The sequence below is a fragment of the Pseudomonas asiatica genome (assembly GCF_040214835.1).
Lineage (GTDB): Bacteria > Pseudomonadota > Gammaproteobacteria > Pseudomonadales > Pseudomonadaceae > Aquipseudomonas > Aquipseudomonas putida_Z.
This window is the reverse complement of sequence record NZ_CP157874.1, coordinates 5,793,785-5,818,839: the sequence shown is the minus strand read 5'-3', so window position 1 is coordinate 5,818,839 and position 25,055 is coordinate 5,793,785. Positions and strand designations below refer to the sequence as shown.

Below are 25,055 nucleotides of genomic sequence, written 5' to 3'. Positions count from 1 at the left end.
GCACTAGGCCATAATTTTTCCTATTCCTGTGCCGGCCTCTTCGCGGGTTTACCCGCGAAGAGGCCGGCACAGGCAGCATCAAATCAGAGGTTGGAATCAGCTCTCCAGCCAGACATCCCGCGCCCAGTGCCACACCGATTCCCAGCTGTCTTCACCGACGATTTCCTCTTCGGCATCCCACAGCACCACGGTCCCATCCTCTTCGACGCAGTAGTAGTTGTCGCCGTCCTGGCACAGCGGAATCAGGTCACGTGGCACGCCGGCATCCCAGGCGTTGGCGGCGACTTCTGGCAGGTAGGTATGCGACTGTGGGTCGGTAACGGTCACCGGCTCCAGTGAGCCATACACCACGTCACTGACGGTCAGCAGGAACTCTTTGAACACGAACGGAATGTTGATGAACAGCTCTTCTTCGATCTCGACCAGCTGGTCCTCGTCGGGAAGCTCAAGGGGCACCGGCACTGGCTCGTTGGCTTCACGGAGTTGTTCGATCACTTCTTCCACGGTTCACTTCCTCTGACCTAGATGACAACGCTGCGCGTTATACCCTAGTAGGCCACTCTGGCAAAAGCAAAAACCCCGGGACAGGCCCGGGGTTTTTTGTGCAGCACGCAGCGGTTAGCCGTTTTGACGGATACCGGCCACCAGCCAAGGCTGGTTTTCGCCCTGGGCGCGAACCATGTGCCAGCTTTCGCTGAACACTTCGCCCTGGTCGAAGCGCGAGTTCTTCGACACGCCACGGAAGGTCAGGGTGGCGTCGGTACGGTCGGCGCGGTCGTCGACACCGTCCAGCTGTACCTCGAGGTTGTCGATGTAGGTGGACTGGAAGCCATCACCCAGTTCGGCGCGCTCGCGCTTGAGGAACTCGAGCATCTGCGGGGTGACGAACTCGGCGATCTTGTCCATCTCGTTGGCGTCCCAGTGCTGCTGCAGCGCCTGGAAGTGGTTACGGGCAGCAGCCAGGAAGTTCTGCTCGTTGAACCAGGCCGGGGCGGTGATCACCGGGGCGGCTGCGGCAGCAGGTGCGGCCGAACCACCGAAGATCGACGGCTGGGCAGGCTGCGCGTGAGCTTCACGCTGCATCGGCGCATGGCCCGGCATGGCCATTTGCGGCTGCTGCTGGCGACGGCGCGCGGCGATGAAGCGGAACACCAGGAAGGCGATGAGCGCCACGATCAGGAAGTCCATGATCTGGAAGCCTTCGAAACCGTCGCCCATGAACATGGAAGCCAGCAGGCCACCGGCGGCGAGGCCGGCCAGAGGGCCCAACCAGCGCGAAGCACCGCTGGCGGCCGGGGCGGCACGGCCAGGTGCGGTCGGCGCGGCGGCAGGCGTGGTTGGCGTGGCCTGGCGGGTCTGGTGAATAGGCGCGGAGCCCGAGCTCTTGCCGCCGCCAAAACGCTTGGCGTTGGCGTCCAGGCTCAGCGTCAGGCCGACGCAGAGCGCCAGAGCGATGCTAAGAAAACGTTGCATAAGTGGGATATCCCCTGTTGTGGATTGCACGCGCGTCATGGTGCACAGGTTCCCGGGCACATGACCAGCGACATAATGTTTCGAGCTTTTGCCTGAATGTTACAAGGTGCTTATGACGGACCTGTAGGAGCGGCCTTGTGTCGCGATAGGGCTGCGAAGCAGCCCCGAGATATCAGTGTCAACGCCACGATTGTGGGGCCGCTTTGCGGCCCTATCGCGACACAAGGCCGCTCCTACAAGGGACCGCGCAGGCTTTTAGATGGCCTCGAGCTTGGCATACCCCAGCATCAGCCACTTGCTGCCTTCGGCAAAATTCACCTGCACCCGCGCCTGGGCGCCGGAGCCTTCGAAGTTGAGGATCACACCCTCGCCAAACACCGCATGCTGAACACGCTGGCCCAGATTGAACGGGGTCTGCGGAATGCTGGCATTGGCGAACAGGTTGCTGTTCGTGGCCGTCTTGGCCCCGCCGAACGGGCGGCTGACGCTGTTGGACAGGCGCACTTCCTGAACCAGGCCTGCCGGAATTTCGCGTACGAAACGTGACACCTTGTTGTAGGTCTCGCTGCCATACAGGCGACGCGTTTCGGCGTAGGTCATGACCAGCTGGCGCATGGCGCGGGTGATGCCCACATAAGCCAGGCGGCGTTCCTCTTCCAGGCGGCCAGGCTCCTCCAGGCTCATCTTGTGCGGGAACAGGCCTTCTTCCATGCCCACCAGGAACACATACGGGAACTCCAGGCCCTTGGCGCTGTGCAAGGTCATCAGCTGGACGCTGTCTTCATGCTCGTCGGCCTGGGCATCGCCTGCCTCGAGCGAGGCGTGGCCGAGGAACGCCGAGAGTGGCGAGAGGTCGGCGTCTTCTTCGGTGGATTCGAAGTTGCGCGCTGCGCTGACCAGTTCCTCAAGGTTTTCTACCCGTGCCTGGCCCTTCTCACCCTTTTCTTCCTGGTGATAGATGATCAGCCCGGACTGCTCGATGGTGGTCTGGGTCATGGTATGCAGTGGCATGTCCACGACCTTCGCCGCCAACCCCTCGATCAGCTCGATGAACGCACCCAGGGCACTGGCCGCGCGGCCTTTCAGGGCTTTGGCGGCGAGCAGCTGGCACATGGCCTCCCACATCGACACCTGGCTGTGGCGGGCGTGCTCGCGGATGGCTTCGACGGTTTTTTCGCCAATGCCACGTGGCGGCACGTTGATCACCCGCTCCAGGGCTGCATCGTTGCCACGGCCTTCGATCAGCCGCAGGTAAGCCATGGCGTTCTTGATTTCGGCGCGCTCGAAGAAGCGCTGGCCACCGTAGATGCGGTAGGGGATGCGTTCGCGCAGCAGGGCTTCTTCCAGCACCCGCGACTGGGCGTTGGAGCGGTACAGAATGGCGATCTCGTTGCGCGCATTGCCCTGCTTGACCAGGCTCTCGATGGTTTCCACCACGTAGCGGGCTTCGTCGTGCTCGTTGTAGGCCGCATACAGGGTCAGCGGTTCGCCTTCGCCCATGTCGGTCCACAGCTCCTTGCCCAGGCGCCCGCTGTTGTTGGCGATCAGCGCGTTCGCTGCCTTGAGGATGCCGCCAGTGGAGCGGTAGTTCTGCTCCAGGCGGATCATCTCGGCGTCGGGGAAGTCGGCAGTGTACTGGTGAATGTTCTCGATCTTGGCACCGCGCCAACCGTAGATCGACTGGTCGTCATCGCCCACCGCCATCAGGCTGTCACCGCCGCGCGCCAGCAGGCGCAGCCAGGCGTACTGCACGGCGTTGGTATCCTGGAACTCGTCCACCAGCACGTGGCGGAAGCGCCGCTGGTAGTGCTCCAGCAAGCCCGGGTGGTCGCGCCACAGGTCCAGGGCGCGCAGCAGCAGCTCGGAGAAGTCGATGACCCCGGCGCGCTCGCAGGCCTGCTCATAGGCGGTATAGACGTCGCGCATGGTCGACAGGAACAGGTCGCCCCCGGCCTGGATATGCTGTGGTCGCAGGCCTTCGTCCTTCTGCCCGTTGATGAACCACTGGGCCTGGCGTGCCGGCCATTTCTGCTCGTCCAGGCCCAGCTCGCGCATCACCCGCTTGATCAGGCGCTGCTGGTCGTCGCTGTCGAGGATCTGGAAGTTCTGCACCAGCCGTGCTTCCTGCCAGTGGGCCCGCAGCAGGCGGTGGGCCAGGCCGTGGAAGGTGCCGACCCACATGCCCGCCGGGTTGATGCCCAGCAGTTGCTCGATCCGCTGGCGCATTTCTGCCGCGGCCTTGTTGGTGAAGGTCACCGACAGGATCGAGTGCGGCGATGCCTGCTCCACCTGGATCAGCCAGGCAATGCGGTGCACCAGCACGCGGGTTTTACCGGAACCGGCGCCAGCAAGCACCAGTTGACGCCCGAGCGTGGCCGCTACGGCCTGGCGTTGGGCATCGTTGAGGGAATTCAGCAGGAGGGAGAGGTCGTCTGTGCGCATCGGGCCATTCTAGGGCGCGGCAGGAAATGGGGCAAACCTCTACTGTATAAATATTCACCTGCCGCATGCCCGTTCATCGAGCCGATGGCAGGTGCCAGGCTACCGCTCGGGCGGCCTGGCAGGTAGCTGTTCAGTCAATCGCCTCGATGGTGCGAATTTCGCAGCGCTGCGAACCGTCGGCATGGATGATCTCCACGGTTTTCCAGCCAGTGCCGCCTGCACGTTCGAAAACCACGGTTTTTTCGGTCAGCACCTGCGGGGTGATTGCGCCGCTATCCAGCAGCTGAAGCTCCAGCACTTCCCAGCCACCCCGGTGGCGCAGCTTGGGCTCGACCAGCACCGGTTCGATGGCCGGAGAGGCGACCGTAACGGTGCCATGAACCCTGAAAACCTGCTTGCCGTGGGCGATGTCGTTGATTGCAACGAGGTTGGTGATAGTAGCCATTGTCTGCTCCTGTCTCGGGTTGAAAGTAGCGCCAGCGCGCTGGGGCTACTTTCTGCCCTTTCGCCTGCCGCGGGAGCAGGGCAGTGCTTCAGCTATGCCAGTGCCTGCCGTGCCTGGCCAGCAGGCTGTTGGCTTGCTCCGGCCCGTTACTGCCTGCCGGGTACGGTCGCGGTGCCTGGAAGTGCTCTTCACAGCCCTTGATGATCGGGTCGATCCAGGCCCAGGCCGCTTCCACTTCATCGCGGCGCATGAACAGCGTCGAGTCGCCCTCCAGCACATCCAGCAGCAGGCGCTCGTAGGCGTCCCAGCGGCGGGTCTGGCTGAACACCTGGGCCAGATTCAGGTCCAGGTCCACAGGTTCCAGGCGCATGCCCTTGCCCGGGCTCTTGGTCATCAGGCGCAGGCTGATGCGTTCGTCCGGTTGCAGCTGGATCAGCAGCTGGTTGACCTGGCCGCCATTGAAAAGCTCGTGTGGCACCGGCTTGAACTGGATGACGATCTGCGATGAGCGCCGTGCCATGCGCTTGCCGGTACGCAGGTAGAAGGGCACGCCCGCCCAGCGCCAATTGTCGATGTGCGCCTCGATGGCGATGAAGGTTTCGGTGTCGCTGTCGTTGTCGACGTCCTTTTCGAAGTAATAGGCCGGCACTTCCTGGCCGCCGATGCGCCCGGCGCCATACTGGCCGCGTACGGTCTTGTCCTGCACGTCCTGGCCAGTGATGGGCTTGAGGGCCCGCAAGATCTTCACCTTCTCGTCACGCACCGCTTCGGCCTCGAACTGCGCGGGCGGCTCCATGGCCACCAGGCATAGCAGCTGTAGCAGGTGGTTCTGCAACATGTCGCGGGTCGCCCCGGCGCGGTCGTAGTAGGCGCCGCGATTCTCTACACCCAGGGTCTCGCAAACGCTGATCTGCACGTGGTCGACCTGGTTGTTGCGCCACACCGGCTCCAGCAGGGCGTTGGCAAAACGCAGGGCCATCAGGTTCTGCACGGTTTCCTTGCCCAGGTAGTGGTCGATGCGAAATACCTGGTTTTCCTCCAGCACTGCGCCAATCGCTTCGTTGATGGCGGTAGCCGATTCCAGCGAGTGGCCGATCGGCTTTTCCAGCACGATGCGCGCTTCGGCGTCGGCCAGGCCGGCGTTACGCAGGTGCTTGGCAATCGGCACGAACAGGTTGGGGGCGGTGGCCAGGTAGAAGATGCGCGTCAAGCCGCCGGGTTCGCCCAGGTAGCGCGCCAGGCGGCCGAAGTCGGCGCTTTGCGAAGCATCCATGGCGAAATAGTCGACCCGCGCGGAAAACCGCTGCCAGACCTCTTCGTCGAAGTCGTTGCGGGCAATTTGTGCCCGGCAATGGCGTTCGGCGAGCTTGAGATAATCGTTACGTGGCAAGTTGCGTCGTGCCAGCGCGATGATGCGCACGGCGTTGTTCAGACGGGCCTCGCGAAACAGGTGGTAGAGCGCCGGAAGCAGTTTGTGCAGGGCCAGATCGCCGGTGCCGCCGAAGACCAGAATGTCGCAAGGAATAGTCAAACCACCACTCTCCACGTTCGTTTAACTGGGCGGGTTGGCGTCCATGTAGTATAACTACAAGATAGCTACAACCCGGCCAGCCGATCATAACCGAGTCCAGCCTGTGAATCTGTTGCAACATATCGCCCAATCGCGCCACCTGCTGCGCAAATCGGAACTCAAAGTAGCCGACCACGTGCTACTCGACCCGGCTGCCGTCATGCACAGCTCCATGGCCGACCTGGCGCACAGCGTGGGTATCAGTGAACCGACCATCGTGCGTTTCTGCCGCGCGATCGGTTGCTCGGGCTTCCAGGACCTGAAGCTGAAGCTGGCGCAGAGCCTGGCTGCGGGGGCCAGTTTCGGCCAGTTCGCCATCCATGAAGATGACTCGGTCGCCGACTACAGCCTGAAGATCTTCGACACCACGCTGCACACCCTGATGGAAGTGCGCGAGCACCTCGACCCGCAGGCGCTGCAGCAGGCGGTGACCGCCATGGCCCAGGCGCAGCGTGTGGAGTTCTATGGCTTTGGCGCCTCCGGTGCGGTAGCGGCCGATGCCCAGCACAAGTTCTTCCGCCTGCTGCTCAGCGCGGCAGCCTATTCCGACCCGCACATGCAGGCGATGTCGGCGGTGACCCTGAAGCCGGGTGATGTGGCGGTATGCATTTCCCAGTCGGGCCGTTCCAAGGACCTGCTGATCACCGCCAACCTGGTCCGTGAGAGCGGCGCCAACCTGATAACCCTGTGCCCCAGCCAGACACCGCTGGCGGAGCTGTCGACGGTCAACCTGGCGATCGACGTGCATGAAGACACCGAAATCTACACCCCGCTGACCTCGCGTATCGCCCACCTGGTGGTGATCGACGTGCTGGCCATGGGCGTGGCCATGGCGCGCGGGCCGAGCCTGGTCAACCACCTGAAGAGTGTGAAGCGCAGCTTGCGCAGCCTGCGCTTGTCGCCCAAGTCGATCAAGGCTACCGACGACTGATCTGCATTGCCTGTGCTGGCCCTATCGCCGGCAAGCCGGGCTCCCACACAGTCACCACAGGCCTCGAGTCCTGTGGAGTACCTGTGGGGGCTGGCTTGCCGGCGATAGGGCCAGCACAGGCAGCAAAAATTCACTGTTTTGTCACCATTCCACAGCCAAACCGTAAACCACTCAAGCCAGTCTGAAACTCCCGCATCCTATCTGGGAGACAGGCAATGGCTCGTGACTTCGACGGTACGTACCAACCCAGCGCCAAGGCTCGCAAGCAGCAGGAAAAGGATCAGCGCCGCATGGAATACCGCCGCGCGATCGAGAGCTATTGCGACCAACGTCAACTGCTCCGCGAACTAGTGGATTACCCCGAGCTGCAAGAGCTCACGGTCTGGCAGGCGTCGGCAGCAGCTTCCCCGAAAAACGCTCAACCAGTGCGCTGATCAGCGCACGTTCGCTGCGGATGAACGCCAGGAAGGCCAAGGCCACCGGCGACTGCCGTTTGGCCTTGGACTGCACCACGCACCAGCTGCGGTACAGGGGTAGTTCCTCCACGGGCAGCTCCCTCAGCACACCGGTGGCCAGCTCCAGGTTGACCGCATGGCGGGTAAGCAAGGCAATGCCCAGGCCGGCGATCACGCATTCGCGCTGGGCGTCGGCCGAGGCCACCTCCAGGGTCTGGGTGAAATGCACGCGCTTGTCCTTGAAGTATTCCTCGCAAGCCTTGCGCGTGCCCGAACCCTGTTCGCGGACCAGCAGGGTATGAGGCTCCAGGTCCTGCAGGCGCAGTTGCTCCAGCTTGCACAGCGGGTGCTCGGGCGGCGCCACCGCGACGATCGGGTTGTTGAGGAACGGCAGAAACTCCAGGCCCATGTCCTGCGGCACCATGGACATGATGATCAGGTCGTCGCGGTTGTCCGACAGGCGGCGGATGGCCTGGGCGCGATTGACCACCGTCAGGGTCAGGTTGACCTCCGGGTGACGCTGCTTGAAGGCCGCGAACAGGTGTGGCACGAAGTACTTGGCACTGGATTCGATCGCCAGTTTCAACTGCCCCTGCAATGAACCCTGCATGTCCGAAAGCTGCATGTCCAGGCTCTCCAGGCGCCCGAAGATATCGCGGCTGGCGCGTTGCAAGGCCTCGGCAGCTTCGGTCAGGTAGAGCTTCTTGCCCACGTACTCGAACAGCGGCTGGCCGATCAGCTCTTCGAGCTGGCGGATCTGTAGACTAACGGCGGGTTGCGTCAGCGCCATCTCTTCCGCCGCACGGCTGTACGAACGCAAATCGCATACCTCGTTGAAGATCTGCAATTGACGCAAAGTCATACGCATCAAGGACTTACGCATTTTTATCCGCCCTTCGGCAACACCTTGTTACCGCACTATAAGCTTTTGCTAATACAGCCCCTAACAAATATTGATTTTTGTTTATCAATCTACAGCGCTAGGGTGAATGTGCGACTGGCCAGCAACGTCTGGTCACGCGCCGACCGGGAGAACCGGCTCGACTGTTCCTACGGCTTTGGGAAGACTCCAGTGATAAAAAAAATCCTGATCGCCAACCGAGGTGAAATTGCAGTTCGGATCGTGCGTGCCTGCGCCGAGATGGGCATTCGCTCGGTGGCGATCTATTCCGACGCCGACCGCCACGCGTTGCACGTCAAGCGCGCCGACGAAGCCCACAGCATTGGTGCCGAGCCGCTGGCCGGTTACCTGAACCCGCGCAAGCTGGTGAACCTGGCTGTGGAAACCGGCTGTGATGCCCTGCACCCGGGCTATGGTTTCCTGTCGGAAAACGCTGAACTGGCAGAGATCTGCGCCGAGCGCGGGATCAAGTTCATCGGCCCGGCCGCCGAGGTCATTCGCCGCATGGGCGACAAGACCGAAGCACGCCGCACCATGATCGCCGCCGGTGTACCGGTAACCCCGGGTACCGAAGGCAACGTTGCCGATATTCACGAAGCCCTGAGTGAAGGTGACCGCATCGGTTACCCGGTCATGCTCAAAGCCACTTCTGGTGGTGGTGGCCGTGGTATTCGCCGTTGCAACAGCCGTGAAGAACTGGAACAGAACTTCCCCCGCGTCATCTCCGAGGCTACCAAGGCCTTTGGTTCTGCGGAAGTGTTCCTGGAAAAGTGCATCGTCAACCCCAAGCACATCGAGGCGCAGATCCTCGGTGACAGCTTTGGCAACGTCGTGCACCTGTTCGAGCGCGACTGCTCGATCCAGCGCCGCAACCAGAAGCTCATCGAAATCGCCCCGAGCCCACAGCTCACCCCCGAACAGCGCGCCTACATCGGCGACCTGGCGGTGCGTGCGGCCAAGGCAGTGAACTACGAGAACGCCGGTACCGTGGAGTTCCTGCTCGCCGATGGCGAGGTGTACTTCATGGAAATGAACACCCGGGTGCAGGTGGAACACACCATCACCGAGGAAATCACCGGTATCGACATCGTCCGTGAGCAGATCCGCATTGCCTCGGGCCTGCCGCTGTCGGTCAAGCAGGAAGACATCCAGCACCGCGGTTACGCGCTGCAGTTCCGCATCAACGCCGAAGACCCGAAGAACAACTTCCTGCCCAGCTTCGGCAAGATCACCCGTTACTACGCCCCCGGCGGCCCGGGCGTGCGTACCGACACGGCGATCTACACCGGCTACACCATTCCGCCGTTCTACGACTCCATGTGCCTGAAACTGGTGGTGTGGGCGTTGACCTGGGAAGAAGCCATGGACCGCGGCCTGCGGGCCCTGGACGACATGCGCGTGCAAGGGGTGAAGACCACCGCCGCGTACTACCAGGAAATCCTGCGCAATCCCGAATTCCGTAGCGGCCAGTTCAACACCAGCTTCGTCGAAAGCCACCCGGAACTGACCAACTACTCGATCAAGCGCAAACCCGAAGAGCTGGCCCTGGCCATCGCCGCCGCCATCGCCGCCCACGCAGGCCTGTGAGGAATCCCATAATGTCCAAGAAAATTCACGTAACCGACACGATCCTGCGCGACGCCCACCAGTCCCTGCTGGCCACCCGCATGCGTACCGAAGACATGCTGCCGATCTGCGACAAGCTCGACAAGGTCGGCTACTGGTCGCTGGAAGTCTGGGGTGGCGCCACCTTCGACGCCTGCGTGCGCTTCCTCAAGGAAGACCCGTGGGAGCGCCTGCGCAAGCTGCGCGCGGCACTGCCCAACACCCGCCTGCAAATGCTGCTGCGCGGCCAGAACCTGCTGGGCTACCGCCACTACAGCGACGATGTGGTCAAGGCGTTCGTCGCCAAGGCAGCGGTCAACGGTATCGACGTGTTCCGCATCTTCGATGCGATGAACGACGTGCGTAACCTGCGCGTGGCCATTGAAGCGGTCAAGGCGGCCGGCAAGCATGCCCAGGGCACCATCGCCTACACCACCAGCCCGGTACACACCATCGAAGCCTTCGTGAAGCAGGCCAAGCAGATGGAAGCCATGGGTTGCGACTCGGTGGCGATCAAGGACATGGCCGGCCTGCTGACCCCGTTCGCCACCGGCGAACTGGTCAAGGCGTTGAAGGCCGAGCAGTCGCTGCCGGTGTTCATCCACTCCCACGACACTGCCGGCCTGGCCGCAATGTGCCAGCTGAAGGCTGTGGAAAACGGCGCCGATCACATCGACACCGCCATCTCCAGCTTCGCCTGGGGCACCAGCCACCCGGGTACAGAGTCGATGGTTGCCGCGCTCAAGGGCAGCGAATTCGATACCGGCCTGGACCTGGAGCTGCTGCAGGAAATCGGCCTGTACTTCTATGCCGTGCGCAAGAAGTACCACCAGTTCGAAAGCGAGTTCACCGCCGTGGACACTCGCGTGCAGGTCAACCAGGTACCGGGCGGCATGATTTCCAACCTGGCCAACCAGCTCAAGGAGCAGGGCGCCCTCAACCGCATGAACGAAGTGCTTGCCGAGATCCCGCGCGTGCGTGAAGACCTCGGCTTCCCACCGCTGGTAACCCCGACCTCGCAGATCGTCGGTACCCAGGCGTTCTTCAACGTGCTGGCCGGCGAGCGCTACAAGACCATCACCAACGAGGTGAAGCTGTACCTGCAAGGCGGTTACGGCAAGGCTCCGGGCGTGGTCAACGAGCAGCTGCGCCGTCAGGCGATCGGCAGTGAAGAAGTGATCGACGTGCGCCCGGCCGACCTGCTGAAGCCGGAAATGGCCAAGCTGCGTGCCGATATTGGCGCCCTGGCCCGTTGCGAAGAAGACGTGCTGACTTTCGCCATGTTCCCGGACATTGGCCGTAAGTTCCTCGAAGAACGCGAAGCCGGCACCCTGACCCCTGAAGTCCTGCTGCCAATTCCTGAAGCGGGCGCAGTGGCGTCTCATAGCGGTGAAGGCGTACCGACCGAGTTCGTCATCGACGTGCACGGCGAAACCTACCGCGTCGACATCACCGGTGTGGGCGTGAAGGCCGAAGGCAAGCGCCACTTCTACCTGTCGATCGACGGCATGCCGGAAGAAGTGGTGTTCGAGCCGCTCAACGAATTCGTCGGCGGCGGCAGCAGCAAGCGCAAGCAGGCCAGTGCCCCGGGCCATGTCAGCACCACCATGCCAGGCAACATCGTCGATGTGCTGGTCAAGGAAGGCGACATGGTCAAGACCGGCCAGGCCGTGCTGATCACCGAAGCCATGAAGATGGAGACCGAAGTGCAGGCGGGTATCGCTGGCAAGGTCGTGGCCATCCACGTGGCCAAGGGCGACCGCGTGACACCGGGCGAGATCCTGATCGAGATCGAAGGCTGAGATAAGCCTTCATCTACAAGCGGTTAACCTCTGGGGAGCGGAATGCTCCCCTTTTTTTATGGAACAATATGCAATTTAGTGCAGATTACAGGCGCCAAAGCCTCCATAATCTGCACTAAAATGCATAAATTGGGTGTGGTTCAGAAAAACATCTGCACTATACTGCAGGCTGACGGCTGAGGCTGATCGAATACATGCAGTAAATTGCAGGTGGCCAATGTACCGACTCACGCTCCAATTACATGACCAAGGTAAATGGCATGATGCTATTGCCATCGCCTTCGCCGAACCGGAAAGAAGCCTCTCCAGTCCTTGCGAGTTCGGATACACATCCAACTACGTCAAGACCAATCTGCATGCGTACGACAGCCTGTTCAGCCAGGCGGCCAGTGCCAAGCTCCCGGTGGACTTTGGCTCTCATCGTCTACCGCATGCTCCTGCATTCCTTTACGACATCGCGCCTGCAGGGGCTGCGAAGCGTTTTCTGCTGAGGCATATCGGTCGTGAAAAACCGGCAGGCATGGGGGAAGACTTGTTTCTGCTAGGGCGCTCCACCCCAGCTCCGATTGGCAATATGCGCATCAGGGAGTCGGCTGAGTTACTGGACCTTGCGGACCCCATCGGTTTTACCCGCCAGGACGTCATCGTTCGCGATCAACGTTTTCTGGAGTACGCCTACGAGCAGGGTGCGGCCATAGGTGGCGCGACAGGCGCCGGTGGAGAGGCGCCAAAGCTGCTGATGACCGAAGATGAAAACGGCCAGCTGTACCCGGACGCGGTGCTTGCGGATGAGAGGGCCTGTCGCCATTGGTTCATCAAGTTCGCCAGGCACCAGGCCTTGGCCGATGATCAGGAGATCCTGCGGGCCGAGTACCTCTATTACAGGGCGTTGCAGCAGCTTGGCATCGAGACGGTGGCCAGTGAACACATGGCGCTGGAAGAGGGAGCCAAGCCCAGCCTGTGGATGGAACGCTTTGACCGTCAGGTTACCGATCAGGGAGTACAGCGGTTTGCCGTGGAATCGATGTATTCCTTGTGTGGTGTAACCGAACCCGGTAGCCGGATGGGGCATTTGGAGGTGATCGAGACGCTCGTTGGCTTGTGGAAGATGGCCGGGCAGGGTAAAGAGGTGCCTGATCTGATCGCGGATTACCTGCGGCGCGACCTGATCAACAAGATCCTGGGTAACGCCGATAACCATGGACGTAATACAGCGATCATTCGTACCCGCGACACGGTGCGTCTTGCACCCATTTACGACTTGGCACCGATGGTGATGGATCAGGAAGGAGTAACCAGAACGACGAAGTGGCCCGCTTTGATCGAAAGAGCAGGCGAAATCGACTGGCAAGCAGCCTGTGTTGCGCTGGCCGAATTCATCGATCCGGATGAGGCTTACCAGCGTCTGCGTCAGGAGGCCCGGCACCTATTGGCATTGCCCGATATCTTGTCCGGCCTTGGGCTCCCGGAGGCAGTGATGAATCACCCGGCGATTGCGCTGGGCAAGCTCGAGCGCCGGATGGCGGAGTGGGGGTTGGCATGACGGTTTCCATCGATGCCCGAGGTCTGATGATCGATGGCGTGCGCGAAGGTATTGCCGACGGCACAATCGAGCTGGGTACTGCCGTTCGCCGCCTGCGCGTAGAAGTTGCAAAGATGCAGCAGACCCAGTTTGCGCTGATGTGCAAGATTTCCGTGCGAACGCTCATTCAGATCGAGCAGGGGGACGGTAACCCCACGCTCAAATCGTTGAACGCGGTATTCAAACCGTTCGGTTTGCAGATGGGCGTCGTCAGGCGTGCGAGCCCGATCAGATAACCGGGCTTGCACCGATCGCGGGCCTGCCGGCCCGTGATCGGTTATGCCGTTCACCCCCTACGGCAGTCCTCAAGTGTCCGCACCTGGCCTTGCGGCCGCTGGTTCTCTTCACTCAACCAGCGCTCGAACGCGGTCGCCAGCGCCGGCCACTCATCATCGGTAATCGAATACCACGCCGTATCCCGGTTGTGATCCTTCACCACCAGGTGCTTGCGGAAAACCCCCTCGAACACAAAGCCAAACCGCTCCGCCGCACGCTTGGAGCGTGCGTTGGCGTTGTTGCACTTCCACTCCAGCCGGCGGTTGCCCAGCTCGAAGCCCAGCTTACCCAGCAGGTACACCGCCTCGGTGCCCCTGGGCGTACGCTGCATGGCGGCGCCGAAGGCAATGTGGCCGATTTCGATGCGGCCGTGGTCGGGCACGATCGACATCAGGCTCAGGATGCCCTGGGCCTGGCCGCTGGCGCGGTCGATGACGGTGTAGAACAGCGGGTCGCGGCCAGCGGCGTTGCCTTCCAGCCAACGGTCGAAGGCGGCACGTTCGGTGAACGGGCCATAGGGCAGGTAGTCCCACAGCACCGGGTCGGCCGCCGGGCCTTGCAGCACCTCCCAGAGGTCGTCGCCATGGCGCGCCGGGTCGAGCTTTTCCAGGCGGATGAAGCGGCCGTCGATGGGCTCGGCCTGGGGGGCTGCGGCGGGTTTCCAGTTCAATGCGTCGGTCATGTTCGGCTTAGAACTCTTTGCGGAATTGGATGAAGCCCGAGCGCTCGGCAACCTGTTGGTACAGGCTGATGGCGGTGGCGTTGGTCTCATGGGTAAGCCAGTGCACCTTGGCGCAGTTGTCGGCCTTGGCTTTGGCGTAGACGTGCTCGATCAGCTGGCGGCCAATGCCAAGGCCGCGCTGTGTGCTGTCCACGTACAGGTCCTGCAGGTAGCAGGCGTTTCCGATGCTCCAGTTGGAACGATGGTAGATGAAGTTGACCATGCCCACTGCCTTGCCATCGACCCAGGCAAGGGCCGAATGGGTCGGTTCGTTCGGGTCGAGCAGGCGTTGCCAGGTGTTGAGGCTGACCTCTTCGGTCAATTCGGTCTCATAGAAGTGCAAGTAGGCCTGCCACAGGGCGAGCCAGGCAGCATGGTCTTGGGTGGTAACAGGACGCAGGGTAACGCTGGACATGGGCTATTCCTTCAGAGTTGGCGCATGTGCGCCGCGAGTTGGTTATCCAGGTAATCGGGGCTGGCGCTCAGGCCTTCACGCACGCCGGCAATGTCTTGCTCAGAGCGGTTCTGGCTGAGCTTGCGCGCGCCTTGCAGGCGGGCGATGGGCAGGCGGATGCCGACGATGGCGCGGAGCATGCCATCGAGGTAGTCACGCGGGGCATCGGTGACGTTCCACGGTTCGCCGCGGCCTTGTTCGTGGCGCTCGGTCAGGCGGCTGACAATAGCCAGCAATGGCTCGGCTTCGTGAATCACTTCGGCCGGGCCATAGGCGTGCACGGCCAGGTAGTTCCAGGTTGGCACCACCTTGGGGTTGTCGGCCTTGCTCGGGTAGTAACCGGGGCTGACATAGGCATCGGCGCCGGGGAACACCAGCAGGGCTTCGCCACCTTGCTTCAGGTCGTGCCACTGGGGGTTGGCCCGCGCCAGGTGGGCATAGACGGTGCCGAATTCGCCTTCGGCGATATCGACCAGCACTGGCAGGTGCGTGGCCAGCAGGCCTTGTTCGCCCTGGCTGACCAGGATGGCCAGGCGGGTGTCGAGCATGTGCTGGTGCAGGCGCCCGAGGTCGTGTTCCTGATGGGGTTTGCTGTTGTACATGCTCGGTTTCCTTGTGCGATGGCTCCATCCTAGGCAGGCTATTGGTTCATAGTAAGAGCCATTAACGGCTGTTTTTATAGGTCCAATGCCATGAGCGAGCGCCCCCTAGTGTTGCCTTTCGACCCTGCCGGGATCGCCCTCGATCGCCGCCGCGGGCTCAGCCAGCAGCTGTACCAGGCGCTACGTGCGCGGGTGCTGGACGGGCGCCTGAGCAGTGGCACGCGGCTACCGGCCACTCGTGATCTGGCCGCCATGCTGGCGCTGTCACGCAACAGCGTGGTGCGGGCCTATGACCAGCTATATGCCGAGGGCTACATCGAAAGCCGGGTAGGCGACGGCACCTATGTCAGCCAGTTACCGAAACTCTCCACTGCAAAACTATCCACACAAGTATCCACAGGGTTATCCCGGGGGTTATCAACAGACTTATCCACATTTTCCTCAGAAAATACTGAGGATTTATCCAGCAAACGCTGTTCCAGCGAGCCTTTGCAGCGCCTGAAAAGTAACCATCTGCCGCCCCCAAGAAGCGGTGCACCGCGTGCTTTTCGCGTCGGTATTCCGGCGTTCGACCTGTTCCCGTTCGACGTCTGGGCCAAGCTGCAGGCGGGTTTCTGGCGCAACCCGGCTCCGGCGCAGTTGGGTTATGGCGACCCGGCAGGCGAGCCGCTGCTGCGCGAACTGATCGCGGCCTACCTGCGTCGCTCGCGTGGGCTGAGTTGTACTGCTGAACAAATTGTGATCACCAGTGGTGCGCAGCAGGCCATCAGCCTTTGTGCACAGTTGCTGTTGCAGCCCGGCGACGGTGTGGCTGTGGAAAACCCGGGTTACCGCGCAGCCGGACATGCCTTTGCGCTGGCCGGTGGCAGGTTGTGTGGTGTGCCGGTGGACGAGGACGGCATGGACTGTCGCCGGCTTGGGCAGCTGACGGATTGCCGGCTGGCCTATGTCACGCCAGCCCACCAGTACCCGACCGGGGTGACCATGAGCCTGGCGCGACGCCTGGAACTGCTGGCCTGGGCCGAGCGCAGCGAAGGCTGGATCATCGAAGACGACTACGACGGCGAGTATCGCTACAGCGGTGCGCCCTTGGCCCCGCTAGCGGCACTCGACCGGCACGGGCGGGTACTGTATGTCGGTACCTTCGGCAAGATCGCCTTTCCAGCGTTGCGCCTGGGCTACCTGGTACTGCCGCCGCAACTGGCGCAGGCGTTCAGCCAGGGCAGGGCGCTGGCGGTGCGGCATTCGGAGGTCAGTAGCCAGTGCGTGATGGCCGAGTTCATGGCCCGGGGGCACTTCCAGCGGCATATTCGGCGCATGCGCAAGGCAGCGTTGAGCCGGCGCAATGTGCTCAAGGCTGGCTGGCCTGTGGATATTCCGGGTTTGGGCGGCATGCCGGAGGTGGCGGCCGGGCTGCATGTGAAGGTCGATGTGGATAACTTTGCGCGGGAGCAGGAGCTGGTGGTCAAGGCTGAAGCGGTGGGGGTGGAGGTGACGCCGCTGAGTAATTTCTGGCTGGCGGACAGCGAGGTACCTGTGGATAAAAGGGCAGGGCTGGTGCTGGGGTTTGCAGCGGTGCCGGAGGGGGAGATTGCCGAGGCGTTGATGCGCTTGCGCAAGGCCTGGAGAAAGTGAATGGGGCCGCTGTGCGGCCCTTCGCGGGCACGCCCGCTCCCACAGGGACTGCACCGGTCTTGAGAGCTGTGCAGCCCTGGGGAGCAACTGCCTTGCACTAAATCCTCAAGCTTGCGAGATCCCTGTGGGAGCTGGCTTGCCGGCGATTGGGCTGCAAAGCAGCCCCCGGCTCTAAATCAGGTGCCGGACTTGATCCGCGTCCAGGCCCTGGTCCGAGCCCGCTCGGCATCCCGCGCCAGGGGCTTGAGGGTATACAGCTTGGCCATCGCCTCCGCCGTCGGATACAGGTTGGGGTTGTTGCGAATCGCCGGGCTCACCTTGTCGGTCGCGTCTTTGTTCGGGTTCGGGTACCCGACAAAGTCACTGATCGGCGCAATCACTTCGGGCCGCAGCAGGTAGTTGATGAACGCGTGGGCATCTTCCGGGTTGGCCGCGTTCTTCGGAATCGCCAGCATGTCGAACCAGATCGGTGCACCTTCCTTGGGCAGGCGCATGTCCACCACCACGCCATTCTTCGCCTCGACGGCGCGGTTGGCGGCCTGCGAGAAGCTGCCGCTGTAGCCCACTGCCACGCAGATATCGCCGTTAGCGATGTCGGCCATGTATTTCGAGGAATGGAAGTAGGTGATGTGCGGGCGGATCTTCAGCATCAGCGCTTCGGCTTTCTTGTAATCAGCCGGTTTGTCGCTGTTAGGTGGCAAGCCCAGATACTGCAACGCCAGCGGCATGATCTCCGACGGCGAGTCGAGCAGGGCCACGCCGCATTGCTTGAGCTTGGCGATGTTCTCTTCCTTGAAGATAAGGTCCCAGCTGTCCACCGGGGCGTTGTCGCCGAGCGCAGCCTTGACCTTGGCCGGGTTGAAGCCGATCAGCACGGTGCCGTACATGTAGGGCACGGCAAATTTGTTGCCGGGGTCGTTGGCCTCGATCAGCTTCATCAGCGCCGGGTCCAGGTGCTTCCAGTTCGGCAGCTTGCTGCGATCCAGTGGCTGGAACACCCCCGCTTCGATCTGCTTGGCGAGGAACACGTTGGACGGCACTACCACGTCATACCCGGAGTTGCCGGTCAGCAGCTTGGCTTCCAGCGCCTCGTTGGTGTCGAAGATGTCGTAGACCAGCTTTACCCCGCTGTCTTTCTGAAATTCGGTGAGGGTTTGCGGAGTGATGTAGTCGAACCAGTTGTACACCCGCAGGGTGCGCTGTTCGGCCTGGGCGTGCAGGGCACCGGTGAACAGGGTAGCGGCGATGAACGGGGCGAGCAGACGCTTGAGTCGGACCATTACCGGGCTCCTGGCTGGGCGTGCTGGAAGCCTTCCAGCACATTGACCGCGTTGATACCGATTTCTTCCACAGCGTAGCCGCCTTCCATCACGAACAGGGTCGGCTTGCCGAGCTGGGCGATGCGCTTGCCCATTTCCAGGTAGTCCGGGCTGTCCAGCTTGAACTGCGAGATCGGGTCGTCCTTGAAGGTATCCACGCCCAGCGAGATCACCAGCACATCGGCGTCATAGGCGGCGATGCGCTGGCAGGCGTCCTCCAGGGCAGCGCTCCAGGCGGCCCAGTCGCTGCCGGCCGGCAGTGGGTAGTTGATGTTGCAGCCTTCACCGGCACCCTCGCCGGTTTCATCGGAATAGCCGAGGAAGAACGGGAACTCGTCGCGCGGGTCGCCATGGATCGAGGCGAAGAACACATCGTTGCGGTTGTAGAAGATGTCCTGGGTGCCGTTGCCGTGGTGGTAGTCGACGTCGAGGATGGCGACCTTGCGCCGGCCCTGGTCGAGGAAGGCCTGGGCGGCGATCGCGGCGTTGTTCAGGTAGCAATAGCCACCCATGACTTCGCCGGCGGCATGGTGCCCTGGCGGGCGGCACAGGGCGAAGGCGGAATGGGCGCCTTGCTGGATCGCCGCCTGCGCGGTGAGGGCGACCTGAGCGGCGCTGTAGGCGGCCTGCCAGGTACCGGCGGTGATCGGTGCGCCGGCATCGAAGCTGTAGTAGCCCAGCTCACCGTGCAGGCCGGTGGGTTTTACCTGGCGCAGGGTGCGTGCGGGCCAGGTGAACGGCAGCAAGTCGCCTTCCTGGCCCAGTGCGGCCCAGCGTGCCCAGGCGCCTTCGAAGAAGTCCAGGTAGCCGGCGCTGTGGATGCGCAGCAACGGTGCGCGCCCGAAGTCGGTGGGGCCCTGGATGTCGCCAAGGTTGCGCTTCTTGACTTGGTCGAGCACATGGTCGGCGCGTGACGGCATTTCGAAACAGGGCATCAGCTTGCCGTCGATCAGCTCGCAGCGGCCGTGGTGCAGGCGGTGGTCATCGGAATAGATCGTCAGCATTGTTGTTCTCCGGTGGGTACTGGCGTGGGCCCATTCTCATGGGCGGGCCAGTGGGGGAGAACGACGCAAGTGGCCAAAAGGGGATCGATATGGCCAAGCTCTTTGGCTGGATTTGTTGGTGGCCTGTACTGGCCCTTTCGCGGGTGAACCCGCTCCCACAGGTACAGTGTTGCACCTGAGTGTGTGCAATCCCTGTGGGAGCGGGTTCACCCGCGAAAGGGCCGGTACAGGTCAACCGCGAAAATGGCTGGGCGCGACGCCACTCCAACGCTGGAAGGCATGCCGAAAACTGGCGGTCTCGCTGAACCCCAGGCACTCGGCAATCCGATAGATCGGCATCTGCTCATCAGCCAGCAATTGTTTGGCCCGCTCGAACCTCAGTTCATCCAGCAGCTGTTGATAACTGCTGCCCAACGCCTGCAAATGCCGGCGCAGGGTGCGCGATGAGCAGTTCATCTGCCGCGCCAGCCCATCCAGCCCGGGCGCTGCATCCAGTTGCTGCGCCAGCAGTTGGCGAATCCTCCCCAGCCAGGCCTGGCGGCCGGTGAATTCCAGGTTCAGGCGCCGGCAGCGTTCGCTCATGGCCTTGTGGGTAATCGGGTCGGCCAGCGGCAGTGGCGTGTCCAGCCAGCGCCGTTCGAAGGCAAAGGCATTGTCCTCGGCTTCGAAACCGACCGGGCACTGGAATGCCCCGGCATAGAGTGCGTGGTAACCGGGCCGTGGGTGTTCGAAACGGGCTGCCAGCAGGGGCAGCGGGCGGCCGAGCAGGTCGTCGCAGATGACCTTCAGCGACACCAGGCAGAACTCGGCGTTGAAGGCGGTCAGCGTCGGGCTGTCGTGGTAGTCGCTGGCGCTGAACCAGACGCGCTGGCCGTCGTCGAGCAAACGCAGCTTGAAGACTGTTCCCAGCAGTGCCGGATACTGCAGCGCCAGGCGCAAGGCGTCACCCAAAGTGGCACTGGAGAGCAGGGCGTAACCGAGCATGCCGTAGCACGACACATGCATGCGTCGGCCCAGTTCCAGGCCGATATCCTCGCGTCGGGCAACGGCGTTGGCGCACACCTGCAGTTCCTGCTGGGTAGTGATGCGCGCATCGGCATGGCCCAGGTCTGCCGGGCCGATGCCGCTGCCGGCTAGCAGCGCCGACGCCTCGCAACCGTCTGCCTGGAAGACGTTGAGGATCAGCGAAACCGCGTTGAGGGTGGTCAGGTGGCTGTGCAGCATGCTGGGTAATCCCGTTGGGCTGGGACGCATTATGGAGCAAGTTGTGTGCCGATGTTCGGGGGCCGCTCCCACATTGGCCGGTGTACGCAGGGCTCTTGTAGGAGCGGCCTTGCGTCGCGATGGGCTGCAAAGCAGCCCCAAATCCTTCAGGCAAAAAAAAAGGCCCGAAGCATAGGCTCGGGCCTTGGAAAGGTTGAGAGGTGTCTAGTCCCTCGACCTGGTGAGACTGTTTACAGCGGCCTGGTTACGCCTTCAGCGGAACCAGACGGGGAGCGATCATGTTTTCCGGACGCAGGATGTCGTCGAGCATCGCGTCGTCCAGCAGCTTCTCTTCGCGCACCAGTTCCAGTACGCCGCGGCCGGTTTCCAGGGCAACGCGGGCGATACGGGTGGCGTTTTCGTAGCCGATGTACGGGTTCAGGGCGGTGACCAGGCCGATCGAGTGCTCGACCAGTTCACGGCAGCGCTGTTCGTTGGCGGTGATGCCGACGATGCAGTGCTCGCGCAGCATGTCCATGGCGCGTTGCAGCAGGCGGATCGAGTCGAAGATCTTGTAGGCGATCAGCGGCTCCATAACGTTCAGCTGCAGCTGGCCACCTTCGGCGGCGACGGTCAGGGCCAGGTCGTTGCCCATGATGGCGAAGGCCACCTGGTTGACGGCTTCCGGGATAACCGGGTTGACCTTGCCTGGCATGATCGAGCTGCCTGGCTGACGCGCTGGCAGGTTGATCTCGTTGATGCCGGTGCGCGGGCCGCTGGACAGCAGGCGCAGGTCGTTGCAGATCTTCGACAGCTTGACGGCGGTACGCTTGAGCATGCCGGAGAACAGCACGAAGGCGCCCATGTCCGAGGTGGCTTCGATCAGGTCGGCAGCCGGTACCAGTGGCTGGCCGCTGATGGCAGCCAGGCGCTGTACGGCCAGGGCCTGGTAGCCAGGGTCGGCGTTGATGCCGGTGCCGATGGCGGTACCGCCCAGGTTGATTTCGGTCAGCAGTTCCGGGGCCAGCGAGCGCAGGCGCTGCAGGTCTTCGGTCATGGTAGTGGCGAAGGCGCGGAATTCCTGGCCCAGGGTCATCGGTACGGCGTCCTGCAGCTGGGTACGGCCCATCTTCAGTACGTGGTCGAACTCTTTACCCTTGGCAGCGAAGGCCTGGATCAGGCTGTCGAGGCTGGCCAGCAGGGCGTCGTGGCCCAGCAGCAGGCCCAGACGGATGGCGGTCGGGTAGGCGTCGTTGGTCGACTGCGCCATGTTCACGTCGTTGTTCGGGTGCAGGTACTGGTACTCACCCTTCTGGTGGCCCATGGCCTCCAGCGCGACGTTGGCGATGACTTCGTTGGCGTTCATGTTGGTAGAAGTACCAGCACCGCCCTGGATCATGTCCACCACGAACTGGTCGTGGTAATCGCCTTTGATCAGGCGGGCGCAGGCTGCGGTGATGGCAGCGTGCTTGGCATCGCTCAGGTGACCCAGCTCACGGTTGGCGTCGGCAGCAGCCTGCTTGACCATGGCCAGGGCCACGACCAGCTTCGGGTAGTGCGACAGCGGAACACCGGAGAGGTGGAAGTTGTTGGCAGCGCGCAGGGTCTGGATGCCGTAGTAGGCATCTGCAGGAACTTCAAGGGTACCCAACAAATCTTTTTCGACGCGGAACGATGCAGCGGAGGACATGATGTATATCATCTCGATTTTGACCCGGCACATGCCGGAATGGCGCCAATCCTAGGCCTGAAGGTGATTTTGCGGCCAATGCTGTTGCACGCTAACCTATGCACAAACGGCATAGTGTTTCATGTGACGCCAATTGACATTCGAGCGTGTTCCATTTTGGTGCACGCCAGGAGATGTGCTTCGTGAACCTTGAAAGCAAATGGCTGGAAGACTTCAGCGCGCTGGCCGCCACCCGCAGTTTTTCCCAGGCGGCAGAGCGGCGTTTCGTCACCCAACCGGCCTTCAGCCGGCGCATTCGCAGCCTGGAAGCAGCCTTGGGCCTGCAATTGGTGAATCGTTCCCGCACGCCGATCGAGCTGACAGAGGCCGGCCAGCTGTTTCTTGTCACGGCGCGTACTGTTGTCGACCAGTTGAGCGAAATTCTCCGCCACTTGCATCATCTGGAAGGCGGGCAGGGTGAGGTGGTGCAGGTGGCCGCAGCACACTCCCTGGCATCGGGCTTTTTCCCGCGTTGGGTGGCCCAGTTGCGCAACGACGGGTTGAACATCGCCACCCGCCTGGTTGCGACCAACGTCGGAGATGCAGTGCATGCATTACGCGAAGGTGGCTGCGACCTGATGCTGGCCTTCTATGACCCGGATGCCGCCCTGCAGATGGATGCCGAGATCTTCCCGTCACTGCACATGGGCACCACTGAAATGTTGCCGGTATGCGCCGTGGATGCCGACGGCAAGCCGTTGTTCGACCTGGAAGGCGAGGGCAGCGTGCCGCTGCTGGCCTATACCGCCGGCGCCTTCCTCGGTCGCTCGGTCAATTTGCTGCTGCGTCAGCGCAACCTGCGCTATACCACCGTCTATGAAACCGCCATGGCCGACAGTCTGAAGAGCATGGCGCTGGAAGGCATGGGCATCGCCTGGGTACCGCGCCTGTCGATGCGTGGCGAACTGGAACGGGGCGAACTGGCGATCTGCGGCGGCAGCCAGTGGCACGTGCCGCTGGAAATCCGCCTGTACCGCTGCGCCCTGGTGCGCAAGGCCAATGTAAGGCTGTTGTGGCGCAAGCTCGAGGGGGCGGCAATGGTTGACCCAAAAGTCAGTCAAAGCCCCGAAAAATAAGGGGCGACAGTTGGTCGCCGGGGTGCCTTAAACGCACCACCTTACGGTATACTGCGCGGCCTTTCGACCGGATGCGTCCGGTCCTGATCAGCAAACAAGCCACGCCGGTCGTCCCGCGTGGCTTGTTGTTTTTTGACGCGCCCAAGGGCGCACAAGCGAAGAGGCTCGACGATGAGTGCACTGGTTGGCGTGATCATGGGCTCCAAGTCCGATTGGTCCACCCTTAGCCACACCGCCGATATGCTGGAAAAACTCGGCATTCCCTACGAGGTGAAGGTGGTTTCCGCCCACCGTACCCCGGATCTGCTGTTCCAGTATGCCGAGGAGGCTGAGGGCCGTGGCATCGAGGTGATCATCGCCGGTGCCGGTGGCGCAGCCCACCTGCCAGGCATGTGTGCCGCCAAGACCCACCTGCCGGTGCTGGGCGTGCCTGTGCAATCGTCGATGCTGTCGGGTGTCGATTCGCTGCTGTCGATCGTGCAGATGCCAGCCGGCGTGCCGGTTGCCACCCTGGCCATCGGTCGTGCCGGTGCGGTCAACGCCGCGCTGCTGTCGGCCAGCATCCTCGGCGCCAAGTACCCGCAGTACCACGCGGCGCTCAAGCAGTTCCGCACGGAACAGACCGACACCGTGCTGGACAACCCAGACCCGCGCCAGGCTTGAGGCTCAACCCATGAAGATCGGTGTAATCGGTGGCGGCCAGCTGGGCCGCATGCTGGCCCTGGCGGGTACCCCGCTGGGCATGAACTTCGCCTTCCTCGACCCGGCGCCGGACGCCTGCGCTGCGCCGCTGGGCGAGCACCTGCGTGCCGACTACGGCGACCAGGACCACCTGCGCCAGTTGGCCGACGAAGTCGACCTGGTCACCTTCGAGTTCGAAAGCGTCCCGGCCGAGACCGTGGCCTTCCTCTCGCAGTTCGTGCCGGTGTACCCCAGCGCCGAAGCGCTGCGCATCGCCCGTGACCGCCTGTTCGAGAAGAGCATGTTCCGCGACCTGGGTATCCCTACCCCGGCCTTCGCCGACATCCTCTCGCAGGCCGACCTGGACGCCGCGGTGGCCAGCATCGGCCTGCCGGCCGTGCTGAAAACCCGCACCCTGGGTTACGACGGCAAGGGCCAGAAGGTGCTGCGCACGCCTGAGGACGTGGTCGGTACCTTTGCCGAGCTGGGCAGCGTACCTTGCCTGCTGGAAGGCTTCGTGCCATTCACCGGCGAAGTGTCGCTGGTGGCCGTGCGTGCCCGTGATGGCGAAACCCGCTTCTACCCGCTGGTGCACAACACCCACGAAAGCGGCATCCTGCGCCTGTCGGTCGCCAGCCAGGCGCACCCGCTGCAGGCTCTGGCCGAAGACTACGTGGGCCGTGTGCTCAAGCAACTGGACTATGTGGGCGTGATGGCCTTCGAGTTCTTCGAAGTCGACGGCGGCCTGAAGGCCAACGAAATCGCCCCGCGCGTGCACAACTCCGGGCACTGGACCATCGAAGGCGCCGAGTGCAGCCAGTTCGAGAACCACCTGCGCGCCGTCGCCGGCTTGCCGCTGGGCTCGACTGCCAAGGTCGGCGAGAGCGCGATGCTCAACTTCATCGGTGAAGTGCCGGCGGTGGACAAGGTGGTTGCCATCGGTGACTGCCACCTGCACCACTACGGCAAGGCCTTCAAGGTTGGTCGCAAGGTTGGCCACGCCACCCTGCGCTGCCACGACATGGCCACCCTCGAGCGCAAGATTGCCGAAGTAGAAGCCCTGATCGGCAACTGATCGAACTTCTACCAGCGGCTTGCCCTCTGAAATGGCAACAAGCCAAAGCGCTGTCTAGGCTTTGGCTTGTTCCA

Annotated in this window: 23 protein-coding genes; 10 read left to right on the top strand and 13 right to left on the bottom strand. The window is 62.6% G+C overall.

From position 1 onward, the window contains the following. Positions 1-96: 96 nt before the first annotated feature. From ABNP31_RS25950 to zwf, 5 genes are all read right to left on the bottom strand, one after another. Positions 97-504 carry an SMI1/KNR4 family protein gene (locus ABNP31_RS25950; RefSeq protein WP_025341149.1) on the bottom strand — a complete coding sequence of 136 codons (408 nt, stop codon included), beginning with the start codon at positions 502-504 and terminating at the stop codon, positions 97-99. A gap of 114 nt (positions 505-618) precedes the next feature. Beyond that, positions 619-1,473: a Tim44 domain-containing protein gene (locus ABNP31_RS25945; RefSeq protein WP_085664246.1), complete on the bottom strand. Its 855-nt coding sequence runs from the start codon at positions 1,471-1,473 to the stop codon at positions 619-621. 255 nt (positions 1,474-1,728) lie between these two features. After that, positions 1,729-3,915, bottom strand: a complete 2,187-nt coding sequence (gene uvrD, locus ABNP31_RS25940) for a DNA helicase II (protein WP_085664247.1) — start codon at positions 3,913-3,915, stop codon at positions 1,729-1,731. 130 nt (positions 3,916-4,045) lie between these two features. After that, on the bottom strand, positions 4,046-4,360 hold the full coding sequence (locus tag ABNP31_RS25935; protein ID WP_085588863.1) for a hypothetical protein: 315 nt from the start codon (positions 4,358-4,360) through the stop codon (positions 4,046-4,048). A gap of 88 nt (positions 4,361-4,448) precedes the next feature. Beyond that, a complete protein-coding gene (zwf, locus tag ABNP31_RS25930; protein ID WP_350012878.1) occupies positions 4,449-5,891 on the bottom strand; it encodes a glucose-6-phosphate dehydrogenase in 1,443 nt (480 codons plus the stop codon). 103 nt (positions 5,892-5,994) lie between these two features. On the opposite strand from zwf, the gene hexR reads away from it, so the two are divergent. Further along, a complete protein-coding gene (hexR, locus tag ABNP31_RS25925; RefSeq protein ID WP_011536461.1) occupies positions 5,995-6,861 on the top strand; it encodes a transcriptional regulator HexR in 867 nt (288 codons plus the stop codon). Positions 6,862-7,076: 215 nt separating this feature from the next. Further along, positions 7,077-7,295: a PA3496 family putative envelope integrity protein gene (locus ABNP31_RS25920; protein WP_075046785.1), complete on the top strand. Its 219-nt coding sequence runs from the start codon at positions 7,077-7,079 to the stop codon at positions 7,293-7,295. Here ABNP31_RS25920 and ABNP31_RS25915 read toward each other — a convergent pair. Further along, on the bottom strand, positions 7,237-8,199 hold the full coding sequence (locus tag ABNP31_RS25915; RefSeq protein ID WP_085601081.1) for a LysR family transcriptional regulator: 963 nt from the start codon (positions 8,197-8,199) through the stop codon (positions 7,237-7,239). The two genes, ABNP31_RS25920 and ABNP31_RS25915, sit on opposite strands and share 59 nt — an antisense overlap. A gap of 189 nt (positions 8,200-8,388) precedes the next feature. Here ABNP31_RS25915 and ABNP31_RS25910 point away from each other — a divergent pair, with 189 nt between their 5' ends. From ABNP31_RS25910 to ABNP31_RS25895, 4 genes are all read left to right on the top strand, one after another. After that, positions 8,389-9,804, top strand: coding sequence for an acetyl-CoA carboxylase biotin carboxylase subunit (locus ABNP31_RS25910; protein ID WP_013974837.1), 1,416 nt, complete (start codon positions 8,389-8,391; stop codon positions 9,802-9,804). 11 nt (positions 9,805-9,815) lie between these two features. After that, complete coding sequence (gene oadA, locus ABNP31_RS25905) at positions 9,816-11,624, top strand: sodium-extruding oxaloacetate decarboxylase subunit alpha (protein WP_025341144.1); 1,809 nt, start codon at positions 9,816-9,818, stop codon at positions 11,622-11,624. 217 nt (positions 11,625-11,841) lie between these two features. Continuing rightward, the gene (locus ABNP31_RS25900) at positions 11,842-13,167 is read left to right on the top strand and encodes a type II toxin-antitoxin system HipA family toxin (RefSeq protein WP_085664249.1); all 1,326 of its coding nucleotides are present in this window, start codon (positions 11,842-11,844) and stop codon (positions 13,165-13,167) included. Then, positions 13,164-13,442 carry a helix-turn-helix transcriptional regulator gene (locus tag ABNP31_RS25895; protein ID WP_085588857.1) on the top strand — a complete coding sequence of 93 codons (279 nt, stop codon included), beginning with the start codon at positions 13,164-13,166 and terminating at the stop codon, positions 13,440-13,442. Before ABNP31_RS25900 ends, ABNP31_RS25895 begins: the two co-directional genes overlap by 4 nt. 50 nt (positions 13,443-13,492) lie before the next feature. Here the strand turns inward: ABNP31_RS25895 and ABNP31_RS25890 are convergent, their stop codons facing one another. The 3 genes from ABNP31_RS25890 to ABNP31_RS25880 are packed head-to-tail and all read right to left on the bottom strand — an operon-like array spanning position 13,493 to position 15,259. After that, complete coding sequence (locus ABNP31_RS25890) at positions 13,493-14,164, bottom strand: GNAT family N-acetyltransferase (RefSeq protein WP_350012877.1); 672 nt, start codon at positions 14,162-14,164, stop codon at positions 13,493-13,495. 7 nt (positions 14,165-14,171) lie between these two features. Continuing rightward, entirely contained in the window at positions 14,172-14,618 is a 447-nt protein-coding gene (locus tag ABNP31_RS25885) for a GNAT family N-acetyltransferase (RefSeq protein WP_085664251.1), read from the bottom strand. A gap of 11 nt (positions 14,619-14,629) precedes the next feature. Then, a complete protein-coding gene (locus ABNP31_RS25880; protein ID WP_075046782.1) occupies positions 14,630-15,259 on the bottom strand; it encodes an FMN-binding negative transcriptional regulator in 630 nt (209 codons plus the stop codon). Between the two features lie 90 nt (positions 15,260-15,349). On the opposite strand from ABNP31_RS25880, the gene ABNP31_RS25875 reads away from it, so the two are divergent. Beyond that, positions 15,350-16,894 carry a PLP-dependent aminotransferase family protein gene (locus ABNP31_RS25875; RefSeq protein WP_085664252.1) on the top strand — a complete coding sequence of 515 codons (1,545 nt, stop codon included), beginning with the start codon at positions 15,350-15,352 and terminating at the stop codon, positions 16,892-16,894. 176 nt (positions 16,895-17,070) lie between these two features. On the opposite strand, the gene ABNP31_RS25870 is transcribed toward ABNP31_RS25875, so the two are convergent. The 4 genes from ABNP31_RS25870 to aspA all read right to left on the bottom strand — a co-directional run bounded on the left by ABNP31_RS25870 (position 17,071) and on the right by aspA (position 22,110). Beyond that, complete coding sequence (locus ABNP31_RS25870) at positions 17,071-18,174, bottom strand: polyamine ABC transporter substrate-binding protein (RefSeq protein ID WP_085664253.1); 1,104 nt, start codon at positions 18,172-18,174, stop codon at positions 17,071-17,073. Further along, a complete protein-coding gene (locus tag ABNP31_RS25865) occupies positions 18,174-19,217 on the bottom strand; it encodes a histone deacetylase family protein (protein WP_085664254.1) in 1,044 nt (347 codons plus the stop codon). Before ABNP31_RS25865 ends, ABNP31_RS25870 begins: the two co-directional genes overlap by 1 nt. 231 nt (positions 19,218-19,448) lie before the next feature. Then, positions 19,449-20,441: an AraC family transcriptional regulator gene (locus ABNP31_RS25860; RefSeq protein WP_238067081.1), complete on the bottom strand. Its 993-nt coding sequence runs from the start codon at positions 20,439-20,441 to the stop codon at positions 19,449-19,451. A gap of 244 nt (positions 20,442-20,685) precedes the next feature. After that, a complete protein-coding gene (gene aspA / locus ABNP31_RS25855) occupies positions 20,686-22,110 on the bottom strand; it encodes an aspartate ammonia-lyase (RefSeq protein WP_003260072.1) in 1,425 nt (474 codons plus the stop codon). A 182-nt stretch (positions 22,111-22,292) separates the two neighbouring features. Between aspA and ABNP31_RS25850 the strand changes: the two genes are divergently transcribed. From ABNP31_RS25850 to ABNP31_RS25840, 3 genes are all read left to right on the top strand, one after another. After that, on the top strand, positions 22,293-23,225 hold the full coding sequence (locus ABNP31_RS25850) for a LysR substrate-binding domain-containing protein (RefSeq protein ID WP_161797629.1): 933 nt from the start codon (positions 22,293-22,295) through the stop codon (positions 23,223-23,225). A 171-nt stretch (positions 23,226-23,396) separates the two neighbouring features. Beyond that, the gene (purE, locus tag ABNP31_RS25845) at positions 23,397-23,888 is read left to right on the top strand and encodes a 5-(carboxyamino)imidazole ribonucleotide mutase (RefSeq protein WP_003253304.1); all 492 of its coding nucleotides are present in this window, start codon (positions 23,397-23,399) and stop codon (positions 23,886-23,888) included. A gap of 10 nt (positions 23,889-23,898) precedes the next feature. Then, complete coding sequence (locus ABNP31_RS25840) at positions 23,899-24,981, top strand: 5-(carboxyamino)imidazole ribonucleotide synthase (protein ID WP_025341133.1); 1,083 nt, start codon at positions 23,899-23,901, stop codon at positions 24,979-24,981. Positions 24,982-25,055: the final 74 nt, after the last annotated feature.